Source organism: Pseudomonas sp. AU12215 (assembly GCF_001675465.2).
Taxonomy (GTDB): domain Bacteria; phylum Pseudomonadota; class Gammaproteobacteria; order Pseudomonadales; family Pseudomonadaceae; genus Pseudomonas; species Pseudomonas nitroreducens.
Window position 1 is genome coordinate 21,473 of record NZ_MACM02000029.1, and the last position, 17,351, is coordinate 38,823.

Sequence of the window (17,351 nt, forward strand, 5' to 3'; positions counted from 1 at the left end):
ACTGCTCGGGAAACTTGGAGCAGCACTATGAAACAATAAAACCGCGCAACTGCGCGGTTTTATTGGGATTTACATACCTTCCCGGTGTTTCATGAAACATCAGGAAAACGGCTGGGCGACTCAGACGTTGAAGCGGAAGTGCATCACGTCACCGTCCTTGACGATGTACTCCTTGCCTTCCAAGCGCCATTTGCCGGCTTCTTTCGCACCCTGTTCGCCCTTGAACTGGATGAAATCGTCGTAGGCGACGACTTCGGCCCGGATGAAGCCTTTTTCGAAGTCGGTGTGGATCACAGCCGCAGCCTGCGGGGCGGTGGCGCCGACGCGCACGGTCCAGGCGCGGACTTCCTTCACGCCAGCGGTGAAGTAGGTCTGCAGGTGCAGCAGTTCGTAGCCGGCGCGGATCACGCGGTTCAGGCCGGGTTCTTCGAGGCCGAGGGCTTCGAGGAACATGTCCTTCTCTTCGCCGTCGTCGAGTTCGGCGATCTCGGCTTCGATCTTGTTGCACACCGGTACGACCATGGCGCCTTCTTCTTCGGCGATGGCGCGGACGACGTCCAGGTGCGGGTTGTTCTCGAAGCCGTCTTCGGCGACGTTGGCGATGTACATCACCGGCTTGCTGGTCAGCAGGTGGAAGCTGCGCACGACGCGCTTCTCGTCATCGCCCATGTTCTTCATCAGCGAGCGGGCGGGTTTGCCTTCGCTGAAGTGGGGGATGAGCTTTTCCAGCAGGGCTTTCTGGACCAAGGCGTCCTTGTCGCCGCCCTTGGCGTTGCGCGCGACCTTCTGCAGTTGCTTCTCGCAGCTGTCGAGGTCGGCGAAGATCAGTTCGAGGTCGATGATTTCGATGTCGCGCTTGGGGTCGACGCTGTTGGAGACGTGGATGACGTTCTCGTCTTCGAAGCAGCGCACGACGTGGGCAATGGCGTCGGTCTCGCGGATGTTGGCGAGGAACTTGTTGCCCAGGCCTTCACCCTTGGACGCGCCGGCTACCAGGCCGGCGATGTCGACAAACTCCATGGTGGTCGGGATCACGCGCTCGGGCTTGACGATCTCGGCCAGCGCATCGAGGCGGGCGTCGGGCATCGGCACGATGCCGCTGTTCGGCTCGATGGTGCAGAAGGGGAAGTTTTCCGCCGCGATGCCGGATTTGGTCAGGGCGTTGAACAGGGTGGACTTGCCGACGTTGGGCAGGCCGACGATGCCGCAGTTGAATCCCATGCTAGGTCCCTCGCGCCACGTGGCGGAAATAGAGGTGTAATCAGGCCTTCTGGCTGTGCAGCTTCTGCATCGCGCGGGTCCAATCCCCGTCGAGCATTTCCGGCAGCACGCCGAGGGCGAAGTCGATGCTGGTATCGAGCAGTTCCTGTTCGGCGCGCGGGGCGCGGCCGAGAACGAAACCGGAAACCAGGCTGCTGTGCCCCGGATGGCCGATGCCAAGCCGCAGGCGATGGAAACCGTTCTGGTTGCCGAGCTGGGCGATGATGTCGCGCAGTCCGTTGTGCCCGCCGTGTCCGCCGCCCTTCTTGAGCTTGGCGACGCCGGGAGGCATGTCGAGTTCGTCGTGGGCCACCAGGATGGCTTCGACCGGAATGCGGAAGAATCCGGCGAGCGCCGCCACGGCCTGGCCGCTGCGGTTCATGTAGGTGGTGGGAATCAGTAGACGAACGTCGCGGCCCTTGTGGCTGAACTTGCCGACCAGGCCGAAGTACTTCTTGTCGAGAGACAGGTTCGCGCGTTGCGCGTCCGCCAGTCGCTCAACGAAAAGGGCCCCCGCGTTATGCCGGGTCTGGTCGTATTCAGGGCCTGGATTTCCCAGGCCAACGATCAGTTGTACGGCAGTCACGACGGGGGCCCCTTCCTTAAAGGCAATGGTGCGCGCGATTACTCGGCAGCAGCTTCGCCTTCACCTTCTTCTTTCACTACGCGGGAAGCGTGGATGTTGGCGACGGCCAGGTCGTTACCGTGGGCCAGTTGCACCAGCTCTACGCCTTTGGGCAGTTTCAGGTCGGACAGGTGAACGATCTGACCCAGTTCTACTTTGGCCAGGTCGACTTCGATGAATTCCGGCAGGTCTTTCGGCAGGCAGGAAACTTCGACTTCGGAGATCACGTGGGAGATCTCGCCGCCGCCAGTCTTGACGCCAGCAGCAGTGGCTTCGTTCAGGAAGTGCAGCGGAACGTGAGCGGTCAGCTTCTGGCCGGCAACGACGCGCTGGAAGTCAGCGTGCATGACAAAGCCTTTGGACGGATGGCGCTGCAGGGCCTTGATCAGTACGGTTTCCTTGGCGGAACCGACGTTCAGGCTGATCACGTGGCTGAAGGCAGCCTCGTTTTCCAGCAGTTTGGAAATCTCGCGCAGTTCCAGGGTGACGGATTGCGGGGCTTTTTCGCCACCGTAGATCACAGCCGGGATCAGGCCAGCATTACGACGCAGGCGGCGGCTCGCACCTTTCCCCAGGTCGGAACGCTCTTGGGCATTCAGTACAAAATCAACCATTTGACTATCTCCAAAATGACAAGATCGCCCGGACGCTTGCGACCAGCGTTCGGGCGATTTTGCTGATGCTCCGCCGACATGGCGAAGCGCTTTACGTCAGGCCTGTCCCGCCTTAGCGGAACATGGCACTGATCGATTCTTCATTGCTGATGCGGCGCATGGCTTCAGCGACAACCGGAGCGATGTCCAGCTGGCGGATGCGGCCACAGGCTTGTGCAGCAGCGGACAGCGGGATGGTGTTGGTCACCACCAACTCGTCCAGTACGGAGTTCTCGATATTCTCGATGGCGCGGCCGGACAGCACCGGGTGGGTGCAGTAGGCGATGACCTTGGCGGCGCCGTGCTCTTTCAGAGCCTTGGCGGCGTGGCCGAGGGTGCCGGCGGTATCGACCATGTCGTCGACCAGTACGCAGGTACGGCCTTCGACATCACCGATGATGTGCATGACTTCGGACTGGTTGGCCTTCGGACGACGTTTGTCGATGATGGCCAGGTCGACGCCCAGGGACTTGGCGACGGCGCGCGCACGCACCACACCACCGATGTCCGGGGAGACGATCATCAGGTTCTCGAAGCGCTGGTCTTCGATGTCGTCGACCAGTACGGGCGAGCCGTAGATGTTGTCGACGGGGATATCGAAGAAGCCCTGGATCTGGTCGGCGTGCAGGTCAACGGTGAGTACGCGGTTGACGCCTACGACGGTCAGCATGTCGGCAACGACTTTGGCGCTGATGGCCACGCGAGCGGAACGCGGGCGGCGATCCTGGCGGGCGTAACCGAAGTAGGGGATGACTGCCGTGATACGAGTCGCCGAGGAGCGGCGGAAGGCATCGGCCATCACCACCAGTTCCATCAGGTTGTCGTTGGTCGGTGCGCAGGTCGGTTGAATCAGGAAGACGTCCTTACCACGAACGTTTTCGTTGATTTCAACGCTGATCTCGCCGTCGGAGAACTTGCCGACAGAAACGTCACCGAGGGGGATGTGCAGCTGCCGTACGACACGGCGTGCCAGATCGGGGTTGGCGTTCCCCGTGAAAACCATCATTTTGGACACGCTGCGGTACCTGTGTCGGCTTGAGGGTAGGCCCGGTTGAGCCAGAAGAAAATGGCAGGGGCGGCTGGATTCGAACCAACGCATGGCAGGATCAAAACCTGCTGCCTTACCGCTTGGCGACGCCCCTGTAGCTTACAACTTGCGGAGCAATGTGTTCGTTGACGCTGTACGTATAACCCCTTGGGTTAATGGCAGGGGCGGCTGGATTCGAACCAACGCATGGCAGGATCAAAACCTGCTGCCTTACCGCTTGGCGACGCCCCTGTATCGTACAACCGATTACATTACTGCTTCTCAGGCCTGGCCTTGCAGCTTTCGGTGCAACATCGAGATGTTACGGCCCTGGGCAACAAAACTCGGCAGAGTGGCCGGAAGTTGGCGGCGAACTTTATCAGCATCGCCCTTGTTTGGGAAGCTCCCAAACACACAAGCTCCGGTGCCGGTCAATCTCGCTTCGGTAAATTTACCTAGCTGGATCAGTGCGTTACGTACATCCGGGTAACGCTTCTCGACGACCGGCTGGCAGTCGTTATGACCGTCCACCCCGAGAAGGCTGCGAACTTTAATGGGCGGAGTATCCCGTGTCAACTCGGGATCGGAGAAAACTTCTGCTGTGGAGACAAAGACTTGCGGCACAACGACGAGGAACCAGGGCTCGTCGAGTTCCACTGGCGTAAGTCGCTCGCCGACGCCTTCGGCAAATGCCGCTCGGCCGCGTACGAATACCGGGACGTCTGCGCCCAGGCTCAGGCCCAGTGCGGCAAGGCGGTCTTCGTCCCAGCCCAGTGACCACAAATGATTCAGCGCCAGCAGGGCAGTGGCGGCATCGGAACTGCCGCCGCCAATGCCGCCGCCCATGGGCAGGCGCTTGTCCAGCCAGACATCGGCGCCCAGCTTCGTGCCGGATTGTTCCTGCAGCCGGCGTGCGGCTTTCACGATCAGGTTGCTGTCGTGGGGCACGCCTGCGATGTCGGTGTTCAGGCGGATTTCGCCGTCCTCGCGCACAGCGAACTGGAGTTCGTCGCCATGATCGAGAAATTGGAACAGGGTCTGCAACTCGTGGTAGCCGTCGGCGCGGCGACCGGTGATGTGCAGGAACAGGTTGAGCTTGGCCGGTGCCGGCAGGGTCAGGCGGTCTTGCATGTCACTGCTGGCTCGCCTGGCCCAGCTGGCGCGGTTGCCAGGTTTTCACCACCAGGGTGACGTCCAGGTCCTGGCCGTGCAGCTTCAGGCGCTCGGGCAGCCAGTAGCCGTTCTGTTCGCTGTAGCGGATGTATTCCACGTCCCAGCCGTCCTGTTGCAGCCTGGCCAGGCGGCTGTCGCTGTCGAGGGTCAGGCGACTCTTGCTGTCCGGGGCGGGCAGGCCGCGAATCCACCAGAGCAGGTGGGAAACCGGCAGGCGCCAGCCCATCTGCTGTTCCAGCAGCTCTTCGGGGGAGGCGGCTTCATAGCGGCCCTGGCCGGCGACTTCGAGGGTCACGGCGCCTTCGCGGCCGGTCAGCCGCGCGGCGCCGCGGCCGAGCGGGCCGGACAGGCGGATGTCGTAGTAGTCCTGGCGCTGCAGCCAGAACAGGGTGCCGCTGCCCGAATCCTTGGGCGCGCGGATGCCGACCTTGCCGTCGATCTGCCAGCCGTCGAGGGTGGCGATACGGGCCTTGTGGGCATTCCAGGCGGTGGCGTTGCCCTGGCCTTCCAGGGCTTCGTGGGGGCCGAAGCTGGAGCAGCCGGCCAGCAGGGCCAGCGCGGCAGCGCCGATCAGGTGACGTAAACGCATAAATCAGAGGGTTCCGGAGCCGGTCAGGCGCAACATGGTGTCGCGCAGGACGGCGCTGTCAGGCTGGCTTTGCAGGGCGGTGGCCCAGACCTTGCGGGCTTCGCTCTGCTTGCCCTGGGCCCAGAGTACTTCGCCCAGGTGTGCGGCCACTTCGTGGTCGGGGAAGCGTTCCAGCGCCTTGCGCAGGTAAGTTTCCGCTTCGCTGAGGTTGCCCAGGCGATAATTCACCCAGCCCAGGCTGTCGAGGATCGCCGGGTCGTCCGGGTTCAGCGAGTGGGCCTTCTGGATCAGGTCGCGGGCTTCGCTGTAGCGGGTGGTGCGGTCGGCCAGGGTGTAGCCCAGCGCGTTGAGCGCCATGGCGTTGTCCGGCTCGCGCTGGATGATCAGGCGCAGGTCCTGCTCCATCTGTGCGAGATCGTTGCGCTTCTCGGCGAGCATGGAACGGGTGTAGAGCAGGTTGAGGTCGTCCGGGAACTGCTTGAGGCCTTGCTGGATGACGCTCCAGGCGCGATCGACCTGGTCGCGGTTGGACAGGCCTTCCGCTTCGATCAGGTACAGCTGGATGGCGTAGTCCGGTTGGCGGTCGCGGGTTTCGGCGAGGCGGCGCGAGGCATCGTCATAGCGTTTCTGGTCCAGCAGGATCTCGGTGGAGCGCAGCTGGGCCGGGAGGAAGTCGTTGCCCGGTCCGACCAGGGCGTACTCCTTGAGCGCGGTTTCCGGGTCCTTCTGCTCCTCGGCCAGGCGGCCCAGGTTGAAGTGGGCGGAGTCGACGTGGCTGTCGCGCTCCACCAGTTCCTGCAGGTAGACCTTGGCCTCGTCCCAGGCCTGGGCTTCGAGGCAGACCAGGGCCAGGGAGAAGCGCAGGTCGTCGTCATCGGGGAATTGCTCGACCAGCGCGGAGAACTCGGCCTTGGCGTCTTCCAGGCGGTTCTGCTCCACCAGCAGGCGGGCGTAGGCGAGGTGGACGCGCTTGTCGTCCGGGTGTTCCTTGATGCCGGCCTTGAGCAGTGGCAGCGCTTCATCGCTGCGCTTCATGCTCTGCAGCAGGCGGGCGCGCAGCAGCAGCGGGGCGACGTCGTGCTTGCTGGCGGAATTGTCTTCGAGCAGGTGCAGGGCTTCCTGCGGGCGGCCGTCCTGTTGCAGCAGCAGGGCCTTGCCGAACAGCAACTGGCCGTTGTCCGGGTACTTCTTCAACAGGCGATCGAAGCTCTGCAATAGGCCTGCGCGGGTATCCGGGTCGGTCTCGGCGGCGGACAGCGCGAGGAAGTCGAAGTGGGTGTCGCCCTGGCCATTGAGGACTTTCTCCATGTACACCATGGATTCGTCGTACTGCCCGGTGCGCGCCAGCTGGATGGCGGCGGCGCGCTGGGCGTCGAGGTTGTCCGGCGCGGCCTTGGCCCAGATCAGCGAGGTGTCCAGGGCTTCCTGGTCGGCGCCCAGGTATTCGGCGATGCGGAACGCGCGCTCGGCGACGCCCGGATCGCGGGTTTCCTTGGCCTGCTCGACATAGTTGGCGAGGGCGATGTCGAAGCGGTTGCGCTGGCCGGCCAGTTCGGCGGTCAGCAGCGAGAACATCGTGTCCTCGCTGAAGGAGCCGTACTTCTGGTCCTTCTGGGCAGCCGCGGCCTTGTCCTTCTCCGCGGAAGCACTGTCGGAATTTTTCTGTGTAAGAGACTGGCAGCCGCCGAGCAGCAGCAGAGCAGTCAGCAGCGCAAGAGACTTGTTCATAGAGGAAGGACGAGGGCCTGACCTGCGAAATGGGACCATCATGACATAAGGAAAGTGCCAATCCCATGGGCAAGCGCCGCTGGATGGCCTGTATACGATTTGCAGTGTGCGATACGTCGCGGGTGGTTGTCCTTCACTGGCCTAAGTAGGACAATTGCGGGCTTTCCGATCAGCATCAGCGATTCTGCATGGCCTTCATTGCCCTCGGCATCAACCACAAGACCGCGTCCGTGGCCGTGCGCGAGCGCGTGGCTTTTACTCCCGAGCAGATGGTCGAGGCCCTGCAGCTGCTGTGCAGGCTGACCTCCAGCCGCGAGGCCGCGATCCTCTCCACCTGCAACCGCAGCGAGCTCTACCTGGAGATCGAACACCCGGATGCCGGCGACGTGCTGGCCTGGCTGGCCGATTACCACAACCTGGGCATCGATGACCTGCGCGCCTGCGCCTACGTCCACCAGGATGAGGAAGCCGTGCGCCACATGATGCGCGTGGCGGCCGGCCTGGATTCCATGGTACTGGGCGAGCCGCAGATCCTCGGGCAGATGAAGTCCGCCTACGCGGTGGCCCGCGAGGCCGGCACCGTCGGGCCGATGCTCGGGCGCCTGTTCCAGGCTACCTTCAGCACCGCCAAGACCGTGCGCACCGACACGGCCATCGGCGAGAACCCGGTGTCGGTCGCATTCGCCGCTGTAAGCCTGGCCCGGCAGATATTCAGCGACCTGAGCCGCAGCCAGGCGTTGCTGATCGGCGCCGGCGAGACCATCACGCTGGTCGCCCGCCACCTGCACGAGCAGGGCGTGAAGCGCATCGTGGTCGCCAACCGCACCCTGGAGCGCGCCAGCCAACTGGCCGAGCAGTTCGGCGCCCGCGCCATCCTGCTGGCAGACATGCCGGACGAGCTGGTCAACAGCGACATCGTCATCAGTTCCACCGCCAGCCAGTTGCCCATCCTCGGCAAGGGCGCGGTGGAGCGAGCCTTGAAGCAGCGCCGGCACAAGCCGATGTTCATGGTCGATATCGCCGTGCCGCGCGATATCGAGCCGGAAGTCGGCGAGCTGGAAGACGTCTACCTCTATAGCGTCGACGACCTCCACGAAGTGGTCGCCGAGAACCTCAAGAGCCGCCAGGGCGCCGCCCAGGCCGCTGAGGAGCTTGTCGGCGATGGCGTCGTCGAGTTCATGCAGCGCCTGCGCGAACTGGCCGCGGTCGACGTGCTGCGCGCCTATCGCCAGCAGGCCGAGCGCCTGCGCGACGAGGAAACCCAGAAGGCCCAGCGTCTGCTGGCCAATGGCGCCGACCCGATGGAAGTCATCGCCCAGCTCAGCCGTGGCCTGACCAATAAATTGCTGCATGCTCCCAGCGTGCAGATGAAGAAACTCTCCGCCGAGGGCCGCATCGATGCGCTGGCCGTCGCGCAGGAACTGTTCGCCCTCGAGGAGGGCACTGACAAGCGATGAAAGCGTCCCTCCTGAAAAAGCTGGATATCCTCAGCGATCGCTTCGAAGAGCTCACTGCGCTCCTGGGCGACGCCGAGGTGATCAGCGACCAGACCAAGTTCCGCGCCTACTCCCGTGAGTACGCCGAGGTGGAGCCGGTGATCCTTGCCTTCCGCGAGTTCCGCAAGGTGCAGTCCGATCTTGAAGGCGCCCAGGCGCTGCTCAAGGACAGCGACCCGGACCTGCGCGAGATGGCCGAGGAGGAGGTCGCCGAAGCGAAGACTGCGCTGGTTGGCCTGGAGGACCGCCTGCAGCGCATGCTGCTGCCCAAGGACCCCAACGACGGCCGCAACGTCTTCCTGGAAATCCGCGCCGGCACCGGCGGCGACGAAGCCGCGATCTTCTCCGGCGACCTGTTCCGCATGTACTCGCGCTACGCCGAGAAGCAGGGCTGGCGTGTGGAAGTCATGTCCGAGAACGAGGGAGAGCATGGCGGCTATAAGGAAGTGATTGCCCGCGTCGAGGGCGAAAGCGTCTTCGCCAAGCTCAAGTTCGAGTCCGGCGCACACCGCGTGCAGCGTGTGCCGGCGACCGAGTCCCAGGGTCGTATCCACACCTCGGCGTGCACCGTCGCGGTGCTGCCCGAGCCGGACGAACAGGCGGCCATCGAGATCAACCCGGCCGACCTGCGCGTGGACACCTACCGCTCCTCCGGTGCCGGCGGCCAGCACGTGAACAAGACCGACTCGGCGGTGCGCATCACGCACATTCCGTCGGGCATTGTGGTCGAGTGCCAGGAAGAGCGTTCGCAGCACAAGAACCGCGCCAAGGCCATGGCCTGGCTGGCGGCCAAGCTCAACGACCAGCAGCAGGCTGCGGCCCAGCAGGCGATCGCCAGCACGCGCAAGCTGCTGGTCGGTTCGGGTGATCGCTCCGAGCGCATCCGCACCTACAATTTCCCTCAAGGGCGCGTCACCGATCACCGCATCAACCTGACCCTGTATTCCCTGGGCGAAGTGATGGAAGGCGCGGTGGAGCAAGTGATCGAGCCCTTGCTGCAAGAGTTCCAGGCCGACCAGCTGGCCGCGCTCGGCGATTAAGAGAGCGACAGACCATGGCAACCATCATGACTCTGCTCAACGAGGCGCAATTGCCGGACTCGCCCAGTGCGCGCCTGGATGCCGAGCTGTTGCTCGCCGCCGCGTTGGGCAAACCGCGCAGCTTCCTGCGCACCTGGCCCGAACGCGTGGTCAGCCGCGAGGCGCACGACCTCTTCGACCGCTACCTGGCGCGCCGCCTAGCCGGCGAGCCGGTGGCCTACATCCTTGGCCGCCAGGGCTTCTGGAGCCTGGACCTGGAAGTCGCGCCGCATACCCTGATCCCGCGCCCGGACACCGAACTGCTGGTGGAGACCGCGCTGGCGCTGCTGCCGGCCTCGCCTTCCCGCGTGCTCGACCTGGGCACCGGCACTGGCGCCATCGCCCTCGCGCTGGCCTGTGAGCGCCTGAGCTGGCAAGTGCTGGGTGTGGACCGCATTCCCGAGGCCGTGGCCCTGGCCGAGCGCAACCGCGAACGGCTGCGCCTGACCAATGTCGCCTTCCGTGCCAGTCACTGGTTCTCTGCGGTCGATGGCGAGCGCTTCTCGCTGATCGTCAGCAACCCACCCTACATTCCCAGTACCGACCCGCACCTCAAGCTGGGCGACGTGCGCTTCGAGCCTTCGAGCGCGCTGGTCTCCGGGCAGGACGGGCTGGACGATATCCGCCTGATCATCGACCAGGCGCCGGACCACCTGGAAAACGGCGGCTGGCTGATGCTCGAGCACGGCTTCGACCAACCTGACGCCGTGCGCGACCTGCTGCAAGGCCGTGGCTTCACTGCCGTGGAAAGTCGCCGCGACCTGGGTGGCCACGAGCGCATCAGCCTGGGGCGCTGGACATGCTGACCGACAACGAACTGCTGCGTTACAGCCGGCAGATACTGCTGCCACAGATCGACGTGGACGGCCAATTACGCCTGAAAGATAGCCGCGTACTGATCGTCGGCCTCGGCGGCCTCGGCGCTCCGGTGGCGTTGTACCTGGCCGCCGCCGGCGTTGGCGAGCTGCACCTGGCGGACTTCGATACGGTCGACCTGACCAACCTGCAGCGGCAGATCATCCATGACAGCAACAGCGTGGGAGTGAGCAAGGTGGATTCCGCCATTGCCCGCCTCACGGCGATCAATCCGGACGTGAAGCTGGTCGCCCATCGCCAGGCGCTGGACGCCGACTCCCTCAAGGCCGCGGTTGGCGCCGTCGACCTTGTGCTGGATTGCTGCGACAACTTCGGCACCCGGGAGGCGGTCAACGCCGCCTGCGTTGCCGCGAAGAAGCCGCTGGTGAGTGGCGCGGCCATTCGCCTGGAAGGGCAGCTCTCGGTGTTTGACCCGCGCCGTGAGGAAAGCCCCTGCTACCACTGCCTCTATGGCCATGGCAGCGAAGCCGAGCTGACTTGCAGCGAGGCCGGCGTGGTCGGTCCGCTGGTGGGCCTGGTGGGCAGCCTGCAGGCATTGGAAGCGCTGAAGCTGCTGGCTGGTTTCGGCGAGCCGCTGGTGGGCCGCCTGCTGCTGATCGATGCGCTGGGCTCGCGCTTCCGCGAGCTGCGGGTCAAGCGCGATCCGCAGTGCGCCGTGTGCGGAGCGGCGCATGGCTGATGCCGCGCCGGTCGGTGTGTTCGACTCCGGCGTGGGCGGCCTGAGCGTCCTCCACGAAATCCGCGCGCGGCTGCCCCATGAATCGCTGATCTATCTTGCCGACTGCGGCCATGTGCCCTACGGCGAGAAGACTCCCGAGTACATCCGCGCGCGTTGCCGTGCCATCGCCGAATTCCTTCTGGGCCGTGGCGCCAAGGCGTTGGTGCTGGCCTGCAACACTGCAACGGCCGCTGCGGCCGCCGACCTGCGCGAGCTTTATCCACAGCTGCCCATCGTTGCCATGGAGCCGGCGGTGAAGCCCGCCGCCGAGGCGACCCGCAGCGGTGTGGTGGGCGTACTCGCCACCACCGGGACCTTGAAGAGTGCGCGATTCGCCGCGTTGCTGAATCGTTTCGCCAGCGATGTGAGGGTTATCACCCAGCCTTGTCCTGGGTTGGTGGAGCGCATCGAGCTGGGCGATCTGGACGGCCCCCAGACCCGTGAACTGCTGATGAGTTATGTTGCGCCGTTGCTGGCCGAAGGCTGCGACACGCTGATCCTGGGCTGCACGCACTATCCTTTTTTGCGCCCGCTGCTGCGCCAACTGGTGCCGGCCGACGTTTCGCTGATCGACACGGGGGCTGCCGTAGCTCGCCAGCTTGAGCGGGTGCTGCAGGCACGGGGGATGCTGGCTGAAGGCCACGCAAAAAAAATTGAGCTATGGACCAGCGGCGCAGTCGAAGCCTTTGAACCGGTATTGCCAGTGCTCTGGGGAACTGACGAACCTGTCAGTCACTTCCCTGGCTGATGGAAAAATAGCTAGCTATCTACTTTGGTCTGTCAGTAAATGCTGACAAATGGCCTTATAATTGCCAGCTATTCGCGGGGATTTTTCATTCAGCTTTCTAATAAAGGACGTTTCGATGAAGAAACTGCTCTCGCTTGCCACTGTGGCAGCTCTGACTCTCGGATACATGGTCTCTTCGCAGGCAGCCAGCCTGACCGGCGCTGTCGGTTTCACCGGGCAGAACGACATGACCTACCGACTGGGCCTGGGTTTCGACTGGGACAAGAGTTGGTGGGAAACTTCGACGGGCCGCCTCACCGGTTACTGGGACGCCGGCTACACTTACTGGGAAGGCGGTGACCAAGCCAGTGGCCGCCACTCGCTGTCCTTCAGCCCGGTATTCGTCTACGAATTTTCCGGCGAGAAGGTCAAACCCTTCGTTGAGGCAGGTATCGGCGTAGCCGTATTCAGCGGTTCCCGTGTCGGCGACCAGAACCTGGGTGGCGCCTTCAACTTCGAGGATCGCCTGGGCGTCGGCCTGCGTTTCGGCGAGGGCCAGGCCTTGGGTGTCCGGGCCATGCACTACTCCAACGCCGGTATCAGCCAGCCGAACGATGGCATCGAATCCTACAGCCTTTATTACACGCATCCGCTGTAACAGATCGCTGACAAAAAGCCGGGCCCAGCGCCCGGCTTTTTTATGTGCGCCATATCGAGGTTCAGCCGCACCCACGAAGAGGGGGCCTCAGCGGGAGTTTGCGAGGCTTTTGAACGCCTCCAGCGCCCGCTCCCGCGTGGCCGAGAGGTCGCACATCGGCTGTGGATAACCGTCAGGCCCGAACAGGCCCTGCTTCGACGGATCGTGCAGCGCGCGCCCCTGCAGTCCGGCCAGCTCCGGAACCCAGCGGCGGATGAAGCGGCCGTCCGGGTCGAAGCGCTCGGATTGCGAGATCGGGTTGAAGATGCGGAAGTAGGGCGCCGCATCGGTCCCCGTGGAGGCGCTCCACTGCCAGCCGCCGTTGTTCGCCGCCAGGTCGCCGTCGATCAGGTGGCGCATGAACCAGCGTTCCCCCTCGCGCCAGTCGATCAGCAGGTTCTTGGTCAGGAACATCGCCACCACCATGCGCAGGCGGTTGTGCATCCAGCCGGTGGCGAGCAACTGGCGCATGGCGGCGTCGATGATGGGGAAGCCGGTACGACCCTGCTGCCAGTCTTCCAGGTCCTTCTTGTCCTGGCGCCACTTCAGCTTCTCGGTGTCTTCGCGGAATGCGCGGTGCCGGCTCACGCGCGGGAAGCCGACCAGGATGTGCTTGTAGAACTCGCGCCAGAGCAGCTCGTTGATCCAGCTGACTGCGCCACTGTTGCCGGTCTCGAACTCGCCATGGTTATTCGCCAGCGCCGCATGCAGGCATTGCCGGGGCGAGAGCACGCCAGCGGCCAGGTAGGGCGATAGGCGGCTGGTGCCGTCGCGGGCGGGAAGGTCGCGGGTGTCCTGGTAGGTCCTGAGGATCTCGTCGGTGAACAGCACGATGCGCTCGTGCGCGGCGTCTTCGCCGGCGGGCCATTCTTCGCGCAGTTGCGGCGGCGGAGGCTCGAAGCCTTCTATGTATTCGGGCACCTCATCGCTGGCGATATTCAGCTCCTGCTGTGAGCGGGGCGCAGGCACAAGGCTGGGTACGCCCAGGTTGAGGCGTTCGTAGCAGACCTTGCGGAACTGGCTGTAGACCTGGAAGTAGGTGCCGCTCTTGGTGAGGATGGTGCCGGGTGTGAAGAACAGCTGGTCAAGGTGGCTGCGCAAGCGGACACCGCTGTGCACCAGTTCCCTCTCCACGGCGGCGTCGCGGGCCGTTTCGTTGACGCCGTACTCCTCGTTCACGTGCAGCGTCTCGATGTCCAGCTCGCGGCAGAGTTGCGCGATGACCTTCGGTGCCTCGTCCCAGTGGTCCGCTGTGCGGATGAGCAGCGGGATGTGCAGCTCGCCGAGGCCGGTGCGCAGCTCGCGCAGGTTGCGCAGCCAGAAGTCGACCTTGCTCGGTGCATCGTCGTGGCGTTGCCACTGGCTGGGGCTGAGCAGGTAAAGGGCTATCACCGGCCCGCGCTCGGCGGCGGCATGCAGGGCACTGTTGTCGCGCAGGCGCAGGTCGGTGCGCAGCCAGACGAGTTGGCGCTTCATGCAGCCTCCCCGTTGAGCAGGTGCAGCTCGCGCAGCAGGTCGAACGCGGCGACTGGGTCGCTCGCCAGGTGCAGCGGCGGTTCGCCGATGGCCAGTTCCTGCAGCGCATCGGGGTGGATGGCAGTGGCGGGGCCGGCCAGCAGGCGCGGGCAGTCGACGCCAGCCAGCAGTCTGGGCAGTTGCAACAGGTTCTGCGTGTGGCTGGAGTAGAGCAGCACGGCGCGTGGCTGCAGTCGCTCCACCGCCAGTGCCAACTCGCCCGGCGGTAGCGGACAGTCGAATATTTCCAGTGGGCAGCCGGCGCTGCTGGCCAGCCAGGCGGTGAGCCACAGGCCTGGCTCCAGCGGCAAGCCGGACTGGTTGACCAGCAGCAGCGGGGCACCGCGTTGCTGGCGGTTGTGGTGGTACAGGCGGGTGCCGAACTTGGTGCGCAGCCAGGTATGGAAGAACACCCGTTCCAGCTGCGCACCGAACTGGCCCTGCCAGCGCCGTTCCAGTTCGTCCAGCAGCGGCAGCATCAATTGTTCGCAGAGTGTCTGTGCGGGGTAGATCGCCAGCGCGCCATTGAACAGTTCGTCCAACTGGCGCTCGCTGATTCGGCCGATGGCGGCGATGCATTGCTGGCGCAGGTCGTCCCAGGGGGAGGCGGAGGTGTCCACCGGCAGCGGCGCGTTGTCGTCGAGTAGCGCGCGGATCTTGCTCACTGCCACGCCTCGGCCGAGCCAGGTAAGGATGGCCTGGATGCGCGAGATCTGCGCTTCGGAGTAGAGGCGGTGGCCCTTGGGCGTGCGCTGGGGGACGACCAGGCCGTAGCGGCGTTCCCAGGCGCGCAGGGTGACCGGGTTGACGCCGGTGCGCCGGGATACTTCGCGGATCGGCAGCCAGCCGTCGGCCAGGGCCTGGCGGTAGTCGTCGTCCGACTCGCGGTGAGGGTGGTCGGGGTTCATGGGGATCCTGTGGGTACGTCAGATGGCATTGCGCAGGCTCAGGTCTTCCGGGTGCGGTTGCAGGTAAGCCTGAGCGTCGATGTAGGGGTGCGGGTGCAGGCGGAAGTGGTGCTTGAGCAGGGTCAGCGGCACCACCAGCGGTATCACGCCTTCGCGGTACTGATCGATCAGGCGCTGCATCTCGGCCTTCTCGGCGGAGGGCAGGTCGTGCTTGAGATAGCCGGCCAGGTGCTGCAGGACATTGCTGTGGGTACCGCGGGTGGCGCAACTACCCAGGGCCTGCATGAAGTCGCGGAAATAGCCCGGGGCGAAGTCTTCCAGCGGTTGTTCGCCGATCTTCGCCAGACGCTGGCCGAGGGCGCTGTACTGACGCGGGTTGTGTGCCAGCAGCTGGTACTTGTAGCGCGAGTGGAAGGTGATCACTGCATGGCGCGTGAGGCCCTGGGTACAGAGCTTCTGCCATTCGGCGCAGGCGAAGACGCGAGTGAGGAAGTTCTCGCGGATTACCGGATCGTTGAGCCGGCCTTCTTCTTCCACCGGCAGTTCCGGGCGCGCGGCGCAGAAGGTTTCCGTGTACAGCCCGCGCCCGCCCGCTGAGCGCAACTGGCCGTCGAAGCGGTACAGCTTCACCCGGTGCAGGCCGCAGGAGGGCGATTGCTGCATGAAGATGTAGCCACAGATGTCCTGCTGCAGAGTGGCCTGCTGGCGGCCGAAATTGCGCAGGGCTTCGCTGACGTCGCGGCCGCCCTCGCGCTGGATCAGCGCGCGGGGATCATCCTGGTCGCCCACCAGGCGCAGGGTTGGGCGTGGCACGCCGAGGCCGATGGCGACTTCTGGGCACAGCGGGACGAAGTCGAAATAGCGGCTGAGCACGTCCAGGCACAGGCGCGAGGCCTTGTGCCCGCCGTTGTAGCGCACCGGTTCGCCCAGCAGGCAGGCGCTGATGCCGAGCTTGGGACGTGGCGGGATGCTGGACATGGTTTTGACCGATTTCTTGTACATGATGATTTATTTGTACAACTATCGGCCAGGATAGACGCAAGCCTGTACAAGTGCAAAGCTTTGTACAGGGGCGCGACGCCAGCGTGGGGCTTCACGGCCTCTTTGGAAGGTGAGGGCCGTGCGCGATCAGAGGTGTTCGAGCAGGCGGCGGGCGGCTTCCAGGCCGCTCAGCCAGGCGCCTTCGACGCGACCGGAAAGGCACCAGTCGCCGCAGGCGTAGATGCCCAGGTCAGCATCGGCCAGGGCGCCGAACTGATGGGCTTCCATGGGCCGGGCGTAGAGCCAGCGGTGGGCGAGTGCGAAGTCGGGCGCGTGCACGGCGCAGCCGATCAACTCGGCGAAGGCCCCGCGCAGGTGTTCGATCACGCTTTCCTTGGGCAGGTCGATGTGCTGCTTGCTCCAGCCGCTGGCGGCGTGCAGCACCCAGGTGTCCAGTTGTTCGTCGCGCCCCGGCTTGGAGTGGTTGCTGGCCAGCCAGGACAGCGGGCCCTCGTGGACGAAGCAGCCTTGCACCGGCGTATCCAGCGGTTCGCGGAAGGCCAGGGCGACGGCCCAGGTGGGTTCCATGGGAATGCTCGCGGCGGCGGCGGCCAGCTTAGGCGCGCTGGCCAGGAGGGCGGCGGCCTGTGGCGCAGGGGTGGCGACCAGCACGCGGCTGAACGGACCGTGCGTCTGCCCCTCGGAGTCCTGCAGGTGCCAGTGCTCCTCGCCGCGGTATACCTCGGTGATGCGGCACGCGAAGGTGACGACCTGGTCCTGCAGCAGTGCACGAGTAATCGCGCTCATGCGCGGGGTGCCGACCCAGCGTGGCTGCTCGTCGGGAGAGGGGCTGAGCTCGCCGTCGCGGTACTGGTAGAGGGCTGGGTCCCATTCGGCGACCCAGCCATGCTCGCGCCACTGCTGAATGGCGTCGAGGAAGCGCCGGTCGCGGGCGGTGAAGTACTGTGCGCCGAGGTCCAGTGCACCGGCCTCGCTGCGCTTGCTGGCCATCCGGCCGCCGCTGCCGTGGCCCTTGTCGAACAGCTGGACGTCCTGTCCGGCGTCACGCAGGGCGTGGGCCGCCGAGAGTCCGGCGATACCGGTGCCGATAATGGCAATGGGGGCGCTCATGACATGCCTCGTATTCTGTGTCTTTCAGCGTAACGAGCGGGATACTCTTGTACAAACGAAACTATCTGTACAATTGTGTTTCAGCTGTCTGCGCTCGTCATCGATAGGAATCCGATCATCGGAACCTTCGGTGCCGCATCGGTTCATTCAGAGATGAGCCCGGCTCGG

At 64.6% G+C, this 17,351-nt stretch carries 17 protein-coding genes and 2 tRNA genes; 6 read left to right on the forward strand and 13 right to left on the reverse strand.

Features of this window, described 5'->3' with window-relative positions; genetic code table 11:
* Positions 1 to 120 precede the first annotated feature (120 nt).
* From ychF to A9513_RS07960, 9 genes are all read right to left on the reverse strand, one after another.
* A complete protein-coding gene (gene ychF, locus A9513_RS07920) occupies positions 121 to 1,221 on the reverse strand; it encodes a redox-regulated ATPase YchF (protein ID WP_065084416.1) in 1,101 nt (366 codons plus the stop codon).
* Positions 1,222 to 1,261: 40 nt separating this feature from the next.
* Positions 1,262 to 1,846, reverse strand: a complete 585-nt coding sequence (gene pth / locus A9513_RS07925; protein WP_024767097.1) for an aminoacyl-tRNA hydrolase — start codon at positions 1,844 to 1,846, stop codon at positions 1,262 to 1,264.
* Positions 1,847 to 1,884: 38 nt separating this feature from the next.
* Positions 1,885 to 2,499, reverse strand: coding sequence for a 50S ribosomal protein L25/general stress protein Ctc (locus tag A9513_RS07930; RefSeq protein WP_024767098.1), 615 nt, complete (start codon positions 2,497 to 2,499; stop codon positions 1,885 to 1,887).
* Between the two features lie 112 nt (positions 2,500 to 2,611).
* Positions 2,612 to 3,553, reverse strand: coding sequence for a ribose-phosphate pyrophosphokinase (locus A9513_RS07935; RefSeq protein WP_015478849.1), 942 nt, complete (start codon positions 3,551 to 3,553; stop codon positions 2,612 to 2,614).
* A 52-nt stretch (positions 3,554 to 3,605) separates the two neighbouring features.
* A tRNA-Gln gene (locus A9513_RS07940) sits at positions 3,606 to 3,680 on the reverse strand.
* 62 nt (positions 3,681 to 3,742) lie between these two features.
* Positions 3,743 to 3,817, reverse strand: a tRNA-Gln gene (locus tag A9513_RS07945).
* Positions 3,818 to 3,847: 30 nt separating this feature from the next.
* The gene (ispE, locus tag A9513_RS07950) at positions 3,848 to 4,696 is read right to left on the reverse strand and encodes a 4-(cytidine 5'-diphospho)-2-C-methyl-D-erythritol kinase (RefSeq protein WP_065084417.1); all 849 of its coding nucleotides are present in this window, start codon (positions 4,694 to 4,696) and stop codon (positions 3,848 to 3,850) included.
* A gap of 1 nt (position 4,697) precedes the next feature.
* Positions 4,698 to 5,327, reverse strand: coding sequence for a lipoprotein insertase outer membrane protein LolB (gene lolB / locus A9513_RS07955; protein ID WP_065084418.1), 630 nt, complete (start codon positions 5,325 to 5,327; stop codon positions 4,698 to 4,700).
* Positions 5,328 to 5,330: 3 nt separating this feature from the next.
* On the reverse strand, positions 5,331 to 7,097 hold the full coding sequence (locus A9513_RS07960; protein ID WP_169890142.1) for a tetratricopeptide repeat protein: 1,767 nt from the start codon (positions 7,095 to 7,097) through the stop codon (positions 5,331 to 5,333).
* 146 nt (positions 7,098 to 7,243) lie between these two features.
* On the opposite strand from A9513_RS07960, the gene hemA reads away from it, so the two are divergent.
* The 6 genes from hemA (at position 7,244) to A9513_RS07990 (ending at position 12,609) form a co-directional block, all read left to right on the forward strand.
* Positions 7,244 to 8,512: a glutamyl-tRNA reductase gene (gene hemA / locus A9513_RS07965; RefSeq protein ID WP_038803562.1), complete on the forward strand. Its 1,269-nt coding sequence runs from the start codon at positions 7,244 to 7,246 to the stop codon at positions 8,510 to 8,512.
* Positions 8,509 to 9,591, forward strand: coding sequence for a peptide chain release factor 1 (prfA, locus tag A9513_RS07970; RefSeq protein WP_065084419.1), 1,083 nt, complete (start codon positions 8,509 to 8,511; stop codon positions 9,589 to 9,591). The genes hemA and prfA overlap by 4 nt, the downstream gene beginning before the upstream one ends.
* Positions 9,592 to 9,605: 14 nt before the next feature.
* Positions 9,606 to 10,436: a peptide chain release factor N(5)-glutamine methyltransferase gene (prmC, locus tag A9513_RS07975; protein ID WP_037011947.1), complete on the forward strand. Its 831-nt coding sequence runs from the start codon at positions 9,606 to 9,608 to the stop codon at positions 10,434 to 10,436.
* Complete coding sequence (locus A9513_RS07980) at positions 10,430 to 11,185, forward strand: molybdopterin-synthase adenylyltransferase MoeB (protein WP_065084420.1); 756 nt, start codon at positions 10,430 to 10,432, stop codon at positions 11,183 to 11,185. The genes prmC and A9513_RS07980 overlap by 7 nt, the downstream gene beginning before the upstream one ends.
* The gene (murI, locus tag A9513_RS07985) at positions 11,178 to 11,972 is read left to right on the forward strand and encodes a glutamate racemase (protein WP_065084421.1); all 795 of its coding nucleotides are present in this window, start codon (positions 11,178 to 11,180) and stop codon (positions 11,970 to 11,972) included. Before A9513_RS07980 ends, murI begins: the two co-directional genes overlap by 8 nt.
* Before the next feature lie 115 nt (positions 11,973 to 12,087).
* The gene (locus A9513_RS07990) at positions 12,088 to 12,609 is read left to right on the forward strand and encodes an acyloxyacyl hydrolase (protein ID WP_024762576.1); all 522 of its coding nucleotides are present in this window, start codon (positions 12,088 to 12,090) and stop codon (positions 12,607 to 12,609) included.
* An 87-nt stretch (positions 12,610 to 12,696) separates the two neighbouring features.
* Here the strand turns inward: A9513_RS07990 and phrB are convergent, their stop codons facing one another.
* The 4 genes from phrB to A9513_RS08010 all read right to left on the reverse strand — a co-directional run bounded on the left by phrB (position 12,697) and on the right by A9513_RS08010 (position 17,183).
* Positions 12,697 to 14,124 carry a deoxyribodipyrimidine photo-lyase gene (gene phrB / locus A9513_RS07995; RefSeq protein ID WP_024762577.1) on the reverse strand — a complete coding sequence of 476 codons (1,428 nt, stop codon included), beginning with the start codon at positions 14,122 to 14,124 and terminating at the stop codon, positions 12,697 to 12,699.
* Entirely contained in the window at positions 14,121 to 15,071 is a 951-nt protein-coding gene (locus A9513_RS08000; protein WP_065084422.1) for a MerR family transcriptional regulator, read from the reverse strand. The genes phrB and A9513_RS08000 overlap by 4 nt, the downstream gene beginning before the upstream one ends.
* Positions 15,072 to 15,089: 18 nt before the next feature.
* Positions 15,090 to 16,049, reverse strand: coding sequence for a DUF523 and DUF1722 domain-containing protein (locus tag A9513_RS08005; protein ID WP_037011966.1), 960 nt, complete (start codon positions 16,047 to 16,049; stop codon positions 15,090 to 15,092).
* A 150-nt stretch (positions 16,050 to 16,199) separates the two neighbouring features.
* Entirely contained in the window at positions 16,200 to 17,183 is a 984-nt protein-coding gene (locus A9513_RS08010) for an NAD(P)/FAD-dependent oxidoreductase (RefSeq protein WP_024762580.1), read from the reverse strand.
* Positions 17,184 to 17,351 lie beyond the last annotated feature (168 nt).

Coding starts and splice junctions, on each gene's coding strand:
- ychF (WP_065084416.1), bottom strand. CDS start 1,221: ATGGGATTCAACTGCGGCATCGTCGGCCTGCCCAACGTCGGCAAGTCC.
- A9513_RS07930 (WP_024767098.1), bottom strand. CDS start 2,499: ATGGTTGATTTTGTACTGAATGCCCAAGAGCGTTCCGACCTGGGGAAA.
- ispE (WP_065084417.1), bottom strand. CDS start 4,696: ATGCAAGACCGCCTGACCCTGCCGGCACCGGCCAAGCTCAACCTGTTC.
- lolB (WP_065084418.1), bottom strand. CDS start 5,327: ATGCGTTTACGTCACCTGATCGGCGCTGCCGCGCTGGCCCTGCTGGCC.
- A9513_RS07960 (WP_169890142.1), bottom strand. CDS start 7,097: ATGATGGTCCCATTTCGCAGGTCAGGCCCTCGTCCTTCCTCTATGAAC.
- hemA (WP_038803562.1), top strand. CDS start 7,244: ATGGCCTTCATTGCCCTCGGCATCAACCACAAGACCGCGTCCGTGGCC.
- prfA (WP_065084419.1), top strand. CDS start 8,509: ATGAAAGCGTCCCTCCTGAAAAAGCTGGATATCCTCAGCGATCGCTTC.
- prmC (WP_037011947.1), top strand. CDS start 9,606: ATGGCAACCATCATGACTCTGCTCAACGAGGCGCAATTGCCGGACTCG.
- A9513_RS07980 (WP_065084420.1), top strand. CDS start 10,430: ATGCTGACCGACAACGAACTGCTGCGTTACAGCCGGCAGATACTGCTG.
- murI (WP_065084421.1), top strand. CDS start 11,178: ATGGCTGATGCCGCGCCGGTCGGTGTGTTCGACTCCGGCGTGGGCGGC.
- A9513_RS07990 (WP_024762576.1), top strand. CDS start 12,088: ATGAAGAAACTGCTCTCGCTTGCCACTGTGGCAGCTCTGACTCTCGGA.
- phrB (WP_024762577.1), bottom strand. CDS start 14,124: ATGAAGCGCCAACTCGTCTGGCTGCGCACCGACCTGCGCCTGCGCGAC.
- A9513_RS08000 (WP_065084422.1), bottom strand. CDS start 15,071: ATGAACCCCGACCACCCTCACCGCGAGTCGGACGACGACTACCGCCAG.
- A9513_RS08005 (WP_037011966.1), bottom strand. CDS start 16,049: ATGTCCAGCATCCCGCCACGTCCCAAGCTCGGCATCAGCGCCTGCCTG.
- A9513_RS08010 (WP_024762580.1), bottom strand. CDS start 17,183: ATGAGCGCCCCCATTGCCATTATCGGCACCGGTATCGCCGGACTCTCG.